The sequence below is a fragment of the Pseudomonas sp. IAC-BECa141 genome (assembly GCF_020544405.1).
In the GTDB taxonomy this organism is placed as follows: Bacteria; Pseudomonadota; Gammaproteobacteria; order Pseudomonadales; family Pseudomonadaceae; genus Aquipseudomonas.
In genome coordinates, this window is the sequence record NZ_CP065410.1 from 3437136 (window position 1) to 3446672 (window position 9537).

Genomic DNA, 9537 nt, shown 5'->3' on the forward strand with positions numbered 1-9537 from the left:
CTCCGCGTCCACTGTGACGCAGAGCGTCACGGGATGCATTCCCACGCAGAGCGTGGGAACGATCTTCGCTTGAGTTAACGGGTGGCAACGGCCTGGGTCGTGGCGTCGGTGAAATCAAAGACTTTCCCGCCCTGAGCGGAGGCAAATTGCTGGGCCTGGCCTTTGAGCAAAAACGCGCTGAGGCGCCCCTTCCCATCACTGGCAAACCACGCCTGCTCCGCCAGCAATTTGATCCCGCTGTCACTCGCCTGCGCATACACCGCCCGGATGCTCTTGCCTTCCGACTTCAGTCCCGCCAGTGCGGTAAATGCCTCTCCTGCCGAGGCATAGCGCCGGACCTTGTCCTCACCCCGCACCCAGATTTCCGCGACATGGCTGAAATCGCTGATGGTGTTTCCAATCGCCGCATCGACAGACTTCAATGGCGTCTGCGCGTAATTGGCCAGTTGCGCCGTGTAATCCAGATTCGAGGCCTTGAACGCGGCACGGATGTACTGATCGTCGATAAAGGTGTTCAGATCGAGCCCGCGATCGGCCTTCTTCAGCAACTTCAGCGTGTCGATCGCGGTGCCCACAGCCTGGCGGTATTCCGGCTTCCAGCTCAGGTCGCGGGTCTGCACGCCGAGCGGGCCGTGGAACAGATAATTGACCTCGGCATCGACGCCAGTGACCCTGGCGATCAGTTCGCTGTACTTCTCGGGCTCGGCGGCCAGCAGTTGATTGGCCTCGATGCTGGCGCGCAGGTAAGCGACGACGATTTCCGGGTACTTTTTCGCGTAGGCCTGATCCACCAGTGCACCGTGGAAGGTTGGCGCATTGGCCTGGGCGCCGTCGTAGATCTTGCGGGCGAAGCCACGGCTCGGGAACAGTTCGGCGAACGGTACGAAGTCGGCGTGTGCGTCAATCTTGCCGGCCTGCAACGCGGAACCTGCGACCTCCGGCGGCTGGGCGATGATGTTCACATCTTTCAGCGGATCCCAGCCCTGCTCTGCCACGGCGCGCAGCAACATGCCGTGGGCGGTGGAGGCGAACGGCACGGAAATGGTCTTGCCCTTGGGCTCGCTCAGCGACTGCACGCCGGACGCGCTCGGCACCACGATCCCGTTGCCGCTGCCCTTGATGCTGCCCGACAGCACGCTGATGAACAGGCTGTGTTTGCCGGCGGTTTCAAACGCCACGCCGTTGAAGGCACCGGGGAAATCGGCCATGGCGCCGAAGTCGAGTTTGCCGGCGACCATTTCATTGGTCAGCGGTGCGCCGCTGGTGAAGTTCTTCCACTGCACGTCGTACTTGGCGTCTTTGTAGGCACCGTCGTGAGGCAGGTATTTGTCGAGCAGGCCCAGTTCACGAATCAACAGCCCGCCAGCGGCGCAGTTGATGGTGGTGTCCTGGGTGCCGATGGCAATGCGGATGGTTTCGGCCGAGGCCGACAAGGTGAACGAAGCCAGTACCAGACCGGCGATTGCTGCACGCAACATGGTTGAATCCCCTCGAATCATTTTCAGGATGTTCGTCTCCGCCGCGATCAGGGCGCGGTGGGAAACGAGGGGTGTTTGGTGAATCCAGCGTCCGGGGTTTACGGATGGCTTTGGGACTGTCTGTGTGGGCATCTTCGCGAGCAAGCTCGCTCCCACATGATCGTCGGTTTACTCATTATTTGCGGCTGACTTCTATCCACTGTGGGAGCGAGCTTGCTCGCGATAGCGGACGACCGGTCAACGCAGTAAGTAAGGGATGTCCACTTTGACGGCACCGGTCGGGCAGTCCTTTTCGCACGGCATGCAGTACCAGCATTCATCGAACGCCATGTAGGCCTTTTGCGTGGCCGGGTTGATCGCCAGCAGGTCCATCGGGCAGACGTCGACGCACACGGTGCAGCCCTTTTCGGCGATGCATTTGTCCTCGTCCACGGTGACGGGGGCATTGGAGCGGAAGAAGATTTCCTGGGCTTGATAGGCCATGGTTCGGACTCTCTCTGGTGATGCCTCAAGCGGCGAAAGCGCCAACCCGAAGGCGGTCGTAGGCCTGCATTTCCTCGGCATCGAGCGGGATGATGTAAGGCTCGACGGCTTTCTTGAAACTGGTCATGCGCCCGTCCTCGCCCTTCTTCAGGTGGCAGTGGCAGAACCATTCGCGGTCATCCCGTTGTGGGTGATCGACGCGGTAGTGGTACAGGCCCCAGCGGCTTTCGGCGCGGAACAGCGAGGCGCGGGCGGCCATTTCGGCGCAGTCGCGGATCACGCTGGTTTCCATTGCACGCATCAGTTCGTGGGCGTTGTTGGCCTTCATCTCGTTGAGATCGCGTTCGATGTCGCTGAAGCGTTGCAGGCCGATTTCCATCTTCCTGGTCACTTTCGGCGGTTGCAGGTAGTCGTTGACGAAGCGCCGCAGCTTGTACTCGACCTGGGCCGGCGGCAGGCCGTGCTCGCGGTCCAGCGGTGCGTAGACCCGGGCCTTTTCCTTCGCGATCTGCTCGGCATCCAGCGCGGAGAATTCGCGCCCGGCGACAAATTCCGCCGCGTTGTTGCCCGCGAACCTGCCGTAGGTGAACGCGCCCAGCATGTAGTTGTGCGGCACGGCGGCCATGTCACCGGCCGAGTACAAACCTTTCACCGAGGTTTCGGCGCGCTCGTTGACCCACACGCCGGACGCCGAATGACCGCTGCAAAAACCGATTTCCGAGATGTGCATCTCGACCATCTGCGTGCGGTAATCGGTGCCGCGGTTGGCGTGGAACTGGCCGCGACTCGGGCGCTCGTTGCTGTGCAGGATTTCCTCGATGTTCTGGATGGTTTCTTCGGCCAGGTGATCGAGCTTGAGGAACACCGGGCCGTTGCCACTTTCCAGTTCCTGGTGGAACTCCCACATCATCTGCCCGCTCCAGTAGTCGCACTCGATGAAGCGTTCGCCCTTGTTGTTGGCGGTATAACCGCCGAGCGGGCCGGTAACGTAGGCGCAGGCCGGGCCGTTGTAATCCTTGATCAATGGGTTGATCTGGAAGCACTCCAGGTTCGCCAGTTCGGCGCCGGCGTGATAGGCCATCGCATAACCGTCGCCGGCGTTGGTCGGGTTTTCGTAGGTGCCCATCAGGTAACCCGAGGACGGCAGGCCCAGACGCCCGGCCGCGCCGCAGGCAAGGATCACAGCCTTGGCCTTGATCACATGGAAGTCGGCGGTGCGGCAGTCGAAGCCCATCACGCCGTTGACGGCGCCCTCCTCGTCGGTCAGCAAACGGGTGCAGACAAGGCGATTGGTGATGTTCACTCGCGCCCGTTTCAACTGGCGATAAAGAACCTTCTTGATGTCGTGCCCTTCCGGCATCGGCAGCACGTAGGCGCCCATGTGGTGGACTTTCTTCACCGCGTAATCACCGGTTTCGTCCTTCTCGAACTTCACGCCCCAGCGGTCGAGCTGCTCGATGGTTTCGAAACTGTGGGTGGCGTAGGCGTACACCGCCGCCTGGTTGACGATCCCGTCGTTGGCGATGGTGATTTCCTTGGTGTACTGCTCGGGCGTCGAGTGGCCGGGGATGATCGCGTTGTTCAAGCCGTCCATGCCCATGCTGATGGCGCCGCTGCGCTTGACGTTGGCCTTGTCCACCAACAGCACGCGCAGTTCCTTGTTCTTTTCCTTGGCCTTGATCGCGGCCATCGGGCCAGCGGTGCCGCCGCCGATCACGACGATGTCGTATTCCTGTTCGAGTGTCGTTCGACTCATGCCTGCTCCCCTTTTTGCCGGTCGATCCGCAGGCGGTACTGGAACGCATCGCCACGGTAGTAAAGGTGTTCGAAGTCCAGCGGCTGGCCATGAGCATCGTGGGTCAGACGCTCGATGCGCATGATCGGCGAGCCGGCCTCGACGTTCAGCGCCTGGGTCAGGTCGCTGTCGGCCAGCACCGCATCGATGGCCAGATCGGCATGGCCGAGGGCAATGCCGCAGTCGTTTTCCAGGATCAGGAAGATGTCGCGGGTCACCAGATCGGCCTTCTCCAACCGCTCGCCTATGGCTTTGGGCAGATAGGTGATTTCCAGCGAGATCGGCTCGCGGTTGATCAGCCGTACGCGTTTGATCTGGGCGACGATTTCGCCTTCGGCGACCTGCAAGCGCTCGGCGACCCGTTTGTCGGCGGCGATGAATTTGAAGCTGCGCAGGCGGTTGATCACCTCGTAGCCACGGCCGGTCATGGACTCGGCGAGGCCTTGCAAGGTGCTGACGTTTTGAAAAGTCTTGGGTTTGGCGACGAAGGTGCCTTTGCCGTGGATCTTGAAGATCAGCCCTTCCTTCTGCAGATCGCCCAGGGCCTGACGCACGGTGATGCGGCTGACCTTGAACAGCGTGCCGAGCTCGCTTTCGGACGGCATCTGGCTGTCTTGCGGGTATTCGCCGTCGAGAATGCGGGCGCGCAGCACGTCGCGCAGTTGGGTGTGCAGCGGGACACTTGATAAGGAGAGCGGGCTTGAGGAGAGAGCGTTATCGGTCATCACGGGATCACTTGTTATAACGAGTTATGACGTGATCTTAGAGACGTTATGACAAGCTTGAGAAATACCGAATGAGCATAAGGTTAGATGTCCAACACCATCCCCTGTGGGAGCGAGCTTGCTCGCGATAGAGGTGTATCAGTCACCCAAGTTATTGACTGACAGGACGCTATCGCGAGCAAGCTCGCACACAGGGGGTACGGTGTGGTCTGGGGAATTATTGGCGCTTGAGAATCTGATCCATGACCCAATCGGTTTTCAGCGCTTCGGCGGCGACTGCCGGGTGCTGCGACTCACCGCGAATCTGCGCGTTCATTCCGAGTACGTGGTGCCACTGGATGTGCTCGTGATGGGGGATTTCCAGGCTGATGTCTTCGTCGGCATGCAGCTCGACCGGATGCTCGTCGAACACCGAAAAACCGATCCGCCCTTGGCTGCCGATAATCTCGACCCGATCCTCGCGCCGATCCGCAACAAAGCTCCAGCAGCCCATGCCCAATGCGCCCGAGGCGAATCGCCAACTGGCGCTGACCGCATCTTCCGCCGCGTACAGCCCGGCCTGACGCGCCGTGAAACCTGCGACTTCCACGATGTCACCGAGCAGATACTGGAACAGGTCGAACCCATGGCTGGCCAGATCCGCAAAATACCCGCCACCCGCCACCGTTGGATCGGTGCGCCAGTTCGCGCTGCCGTCCAGATCCTTCGGTGAAGGCGCTTTGGTCAACGTCCAGCTCAGGTGCCGCACCTCGCCGATCCGCCCCTGCTCCAGCCATTGCCGAACCTGCTGGAATCGCGGCAACGAACGGCGGTAATAGGAGACGAACAGGTGCAGACCGGCCTCGGCGAACACCTGCTGCATTTCGCGGCTTTGCCCGGCATTGAGGGCCATGGGTTTTTCCACGCAACAATGCTTGCCGGCGGCGGCGACTTTCAGGCTGTAGGCGTGATGGCTGTCGGGGGGTGTGGCGATGTACACCGCGTCCACTTCAGGGTCGTTGATCAGGGCATCGACGTCGGTGCAGATCCGGGCGATGCCGTGGCGCGCGGCATAATCGGTCACGGCTTCGAGGCGTCGCCCCATCACCGCCACCAACGCCGAGCCGGGCGCCTTGTAGAAGGCCGGCCCGCTCTTGCGTTCGGCGACGCTGCCGCAACCGATCATGCCCCAACGCACCACCTTCATTCTTGTGCCTCAGCCAATGCGCAGTGCGCGCAAGTCGAGGTGACCGTTTTGCAGCGGCGGACACCAGTAGTAGCCGCCGGTGATCGGCCGGCTGATGCGATACAGGCCGTCAGTGATGCCGTCCTCCAGACCGCTCATGCGGCGCAGTTGCGCTTCGAACGCGTCAAGGGAGAAACCGAACGCGAGGAACATCAGGCCGGCACGGTCGCCTTCGATCCACGGCATCGAACGGCGCAAGACGAAGGCCTCCGGGGCGAAGCTTTCCTGGGCGGTGCGCTTGACGTGGGCGGACACCGGGGCGTCGTCGATCTCTTCGTTGTCGCTCAGGCGACGGCCCATGATGTTGTCCTTGTCTTCGGCGGACAGCGCATGGAAACCCTTGAGGTCGTGCTGCCATTGCTGGATCGCGGCGAAACTGCCACCCACCAGACCGTCCGCACCTTCACTTAGCAGTGCGGCGGCGATGGCGGCTTCGTCGTGCGGGTTTTCAGTTCCGTCTTCATAACCGGTGAGGTCATGGCCGTCCTTGTGGCGGAAGGTTTCCTGCATCTGCACCAGACGCAGTGCCGGGGCCAGTGCGGCCTCAAGTGCGGTGCTGCGGTTGAGCAGTTCGCCACGGTCGACGCCGTGCAGCCAGACCCACAGGGCGTGCTGGGTCGACGGGTTTTCCACGCCGACGCCGGTCAGCGCCGGGAAGCTGCGCAGGCCGTCGATCTTCACATTCAGAGCCTTGGCCAGGGATTCACCGAAACCGATTACCGCCGACTTGCCGTCCACCAGATTCAGCAGGTTGTCGATCGCCTGCGGCAGCGCTTCAACCGACTCGAGGGCGAAAAACAGGTGACGTGCTTGCGGCGGAACTGGGGTGGCGAGGATGCCCGGCTGGTAGTAACTCATGTCGACTCCTTGGAAAGAGCGCGGAGTTTAACTGTAGGCGGAAGATTTGTGTGGGATCAGATGACGCACTCGCTGCGCCACGCACTCGGACTTTTCCCCGTCCAGCGTTTGAACGCCCGCCGAAAACTGCGCACGTCGCTATAGCCGACCTCCTCGGTGATGCGTTCGATCGGCATGTCGGGATTGGCCAGCAGGCTCATGGTTCGCGCCTGGCGCACTTGCTCCAGGAGTGCCTCGAAAGTCAGAGAGTGCTCGGTCAGCCGCCGACGCAAAGTACGGCTGCTCATATTCAAGTCGCCAGCGATCTTTTCAATGTGGCTGCCCCGGCTCAGGTCCCGGGCAATCGCCCGCTCTACTGCCTGGATCAGATCAAGTTTCTGATGAACCTGCGCCGCTTCCAGCTCCAGCAACTTGACCGCCTGACGCAGCGCCAGCGAATGGTGGTTGGGCAAATTCACATCCAGCCACTGCACGTCGATCAGCATGCGATTGTGCAGGCAGCCGAAGCGCACGTCCGGCCCCAGCAGCCGCCGGTATTCATCGACGTAATCCGGCGCGGCGTGCATGAATTCCACGGCAATCGGCTTGAATGTCTCGCCCACCAGCGCCCGGCCGTAGACCAGCAGGCTGGCGAAAAACTCTTCGACCGCGAACACCTGCACCTCGGCAAACGGCAACCGGCATTCAACGTCGACATACACCTGATCACCCACCACATCGACGCTGGAAACCACAATCCCGCCGGACGTGTGCTGATGCCGAACCCCGATTTCGAACGCGTCGCGCAAAGTCTTGCACAGCGACAGCACATGCCCGAGCAGCCCCAGCGTACCCAGCACATTCTGCGCGCCGACCCACAGGCCCAGCCCCTGATTGGGCAACACCTTCAGCGCCCGCTGGATCATGGCCACGGCCTGCCGGTAGGAAATCCGCTGTGCCGGATCCTGCAGGTCTTCGAAATCAAAACCCAGGCCACGGCACAGGCTCTGCGGCTCGATGCCCTTGCCGGCGACGACTTCGGCCAGGGTCTGCAACAGAAATGGCGACACCAGCGCCAGATCGAAGGTGGGGTCTTGGAGCTTTACGTTCATGGGGGCTGACATTCCGGATCACGTTGAATTGTTATTTTTGTAACCGGTTATGTCGAAGGAAGTTAGCACAGGGTTGACCGACTGTCCGCAGAAGCCCCCTTCCGTGTCCGCCAATACCCTGCCCCGGCGTGCGCCAAGGGCTTATTTCTATAGTGGCCGGGCGCCCTGCGCGCCGGCGTTGCGCCCAAACACAATAATAATGAGGACGGCCATGACCCCGAACCGCGCGACTTTCCCTGTGCAACTGGCGCTGAGCCTGCTTGGCTGCGCCGCGACCCTGCCGGTGCTGGCTACCGAAGCCGGCGTCGACAACATCGGCCCCGGAACCGACGGCTTCTTCATGTTGCCGCTGGAAGTCGACAGCCTTCCGGAGAACATGGTCGCCTTCAACCTCTACTACAACCACTACAAATCGACGAAGCTCAATATCAGCTCACTCGGCGGCAAAGTGCCGAATGTCGAGATCGAATCCACCGCGGTCATCCCGCGCCTCGATTACCTCAGCCCGGTGCGGATCTTCGGCGGACGCCTGGCCGGCTACATCGCCCAGCCGTGGCTCAAGCAGGAGGTTTCGGTATTCGGCCTCAGCGACACCCGCGAAGGCATGGGCGATACCACCATCGCGCCGATCATCCTGTGGGACATGGGCAAGAACCTGACCCTCGGCGCAGCCGTTGAAATCACCTTACCCACCGGCGAATACAGCGTCGATCGGCTGGCCAACACCAGCAACAACTTCTACACCTACAAACCGCTGTTCTCCTTCACCTGGTTGCCGACCGAACGCACCGAGGTGTCGATGAAGACCACCTACAGCTTCAACGAAAAAACAAGGACACCGACTACAAGTCCGGGCAGATCTTCCACTTCGATTACTCGGCCAGCTACAAGATCACCGATGACCTGATGCTCGGCATCAACGGCTACTACCTCAAGCAGACCACCGACGACAAACAGTTCGGCCACACCGTGCAGTTCGCCGGTCAGGACGTTGATGACGGTGTGCGCGGCAAAGTCTTCGCCATAGGTCCCGCGCTGCACTTCACCTTCCTCAAGTACGCCAGCGCGGAGATTCGCTGGGCCAAGGAATTCGACGTAGAGAACCGGCCGGAGGGGGAAATGTTGTGGGCGAAGGTGAGTATTCCCTATGCGTTCTGAGTGCATTTGTAGGAAGGCGCGCGCGGATTTGTAGGCTGGAAACCTGAAAAACAGAGGGTGGGAATAGGCCTACAGCGGTGGTCGAGATTGCCGGACAACGGAGGGAAACGTCCGGCAGATTTGAAAGGGGGGCTTGCAGATACTGAGTCCCGCTACCTCATGGTTCCTCAAGGGCTCATGGGGTGCATCGTCTGCCAGTGACGACAATGGGCCATTCCCCCTTAAACTGCCGAGATTGAACACGGAGATCACTATGAGCATATTGCTTTCCCCGTTTTACTCTGACTTTGAATCCGAAGAAGAGGCCGAGAGCTACGATCGCTGGTTTCGCGCCAAGGTGCAGGCTGTACTGGATGACCCTCGCCCGGGCATTCCCCATAAAGAAGCCATGGTGCGGCTCGACCAACTATTAGAAGAGAAACGCAAGAATCGACCCGCTGCCGCTTGAATGGAGCAATCAAGCTCTGGACGATCTGGCTGGCATTATCGACTACGTTGAACAATACAACTCAAACGCTTCAACGGCTCTGCAGCACAAGGTTGGTGCAGCGACGCAAAGGCTTTCATCAATTCCCTATGGTTACCGGTCCGGTCGAGTGCCAGGCACTCGGGAAATGGTGGTCAATCCAAACTATCTGCTGGTCTATCGAGTGAACGGGCACATCAAAATACTGACGTTAGTCCACACCCGACGACAATACCCACGAACCTCATCAACCTAAAA

At 60.7% G+C, this 9537-nt stretch carries 9 protein-coding genes and 1 pseudogene; 3 read left to right on the forward strand and 7 right to left on the reverse strand.

Annotated features, from left to right (window positions below; all coding sequences use genetic code 11):
• Nucleotides 1–74 precede the first annotated feature (74 nt).
• The 7 genes from I5961_RS15620 to I5961_RS15650 form a co-directional block, all read right to left on the reverse strand.
• Nucleotides 75–1478, reverse strand: a complete 1404-nt coding sequence (locus I5961_RS15620; RefSeq protein ID WP_227232772.1) for an ABC transporter substrate-binding protein — start codon at nt 1476–1478, stop codon at nt 75–77.
• A 237-nt stretch (nt 1479–1715) separates the two neighbouring features.
• Nucleotides 1716–1961, reverse strand: a complete 246-nt coding sequence (locus tag I5961_RS15625; RefSeq protein WP_003225615.1) for a ferredoxin family protein — start codon at nt 1959–1961, stop codon at nt 1716–1718.
• A 25-nt stretch (nt 1962–1986) separates the two neighbouring features.
• Nucleotides 1987–3717 (reverse strand): fumarate reductase/succinate dehydrogenase flavoprotein subunit, encoded by a 1731-nt coding sequence (locus I5961_RS15630; RefSeq protein ID WP_227232773.1) that lies wholly within the window; start codon nt 3715–3717, stop codon nt 1987–1989.
• Nucleotides 3714–4481 (reverse strand): GntR family transcriptional regulator, encoded by a 768-nt coding sequence (locus I5961_RS15635; protein ID WP_085695883.1) that lies wholly within the window; start codon nt 4479–4481, stop codon nt 3714–3716. Before I5961_RS15635 ends, I5961_RS15630 begins: the two co-directional genes overlap by 4 nt.
• Nucleotides 4482–4698: 217 nt before the next feature.
• A complete protein-coding gene (locus I5961_RS15640; protein ID WP_227232774.1) occupies nt 4699–5667 on the reverse strand; it encodes a Gfo/Idh/MocA family protein in 969 nt (322 codons plus the stop codon).
• 9 nt (nt 5668–5676) lie between these two features.
• Nucleotides 5677–6564, reverse strand: coding sequence for a Dyp-type peroxidase (locus tag I5961_RS15645; RefSeq protein ID WP_227232775.1), 888 nt, complete (start codon nt 6562–6564; stop codon nt 5677–5679).
• Between the two features lie 56 nt (nt 6565–6620).
• Nucleotides 6621–7655, reverse strand: a complete 1035-nt coding sequence (locus tag I5961_RS15650) for an AraC family transcriptional regulator (RefSeq protein ID WP_227232776.1) — start codon at nt 7653–7655, stop codon at nt 6621–6623.
• Nucleotides 7656–7866: 211 nt separating this feature from the next.
• Between I5961_RS15650 and I5961_RS15655 the strand changes: the two are divergent.
• The 3 genes and pseudogenes from I5961_RS15655 to I5961_RS15665 all read left to right on the forward strand — a co-directional run bounded on the left by I5961_RS15655 (nt 7867) and on the right by I5961_RS15665 (nt 9535).
• Nucleotides 7867–8813: pseudogene (locus tag I5961_RS15655) on the forward strand (transporter).
• Nucleotides 8814–9066: 253 nt separating this feature from the next.
• The gene (locus I5961_RS15660) at nt 9067–9261 is read left to right on the forward strand and encodes a stability determinant (protein ID WP_085701856.1); all 195 of its coding nucleotides are present in this window, start codon (nt 9067–9069) and stop codon (nt 9259–9261) included.
• 37 nt (nt 9262–9298) lie between these two features.
• Nucleotides 9299–9535, forward strand: a complete 237-nt coding sequence (locus tag I5961_RS15665; RefSeq protein WP_234206646.1) for a type II toxin-antitoxin system RelE/ParE family toxin — start codon at nt 9299–9301, stop codon at nt 9533–9535.
• Nucleotides 9536–9537: the final 2 nt, after the last annotated feature.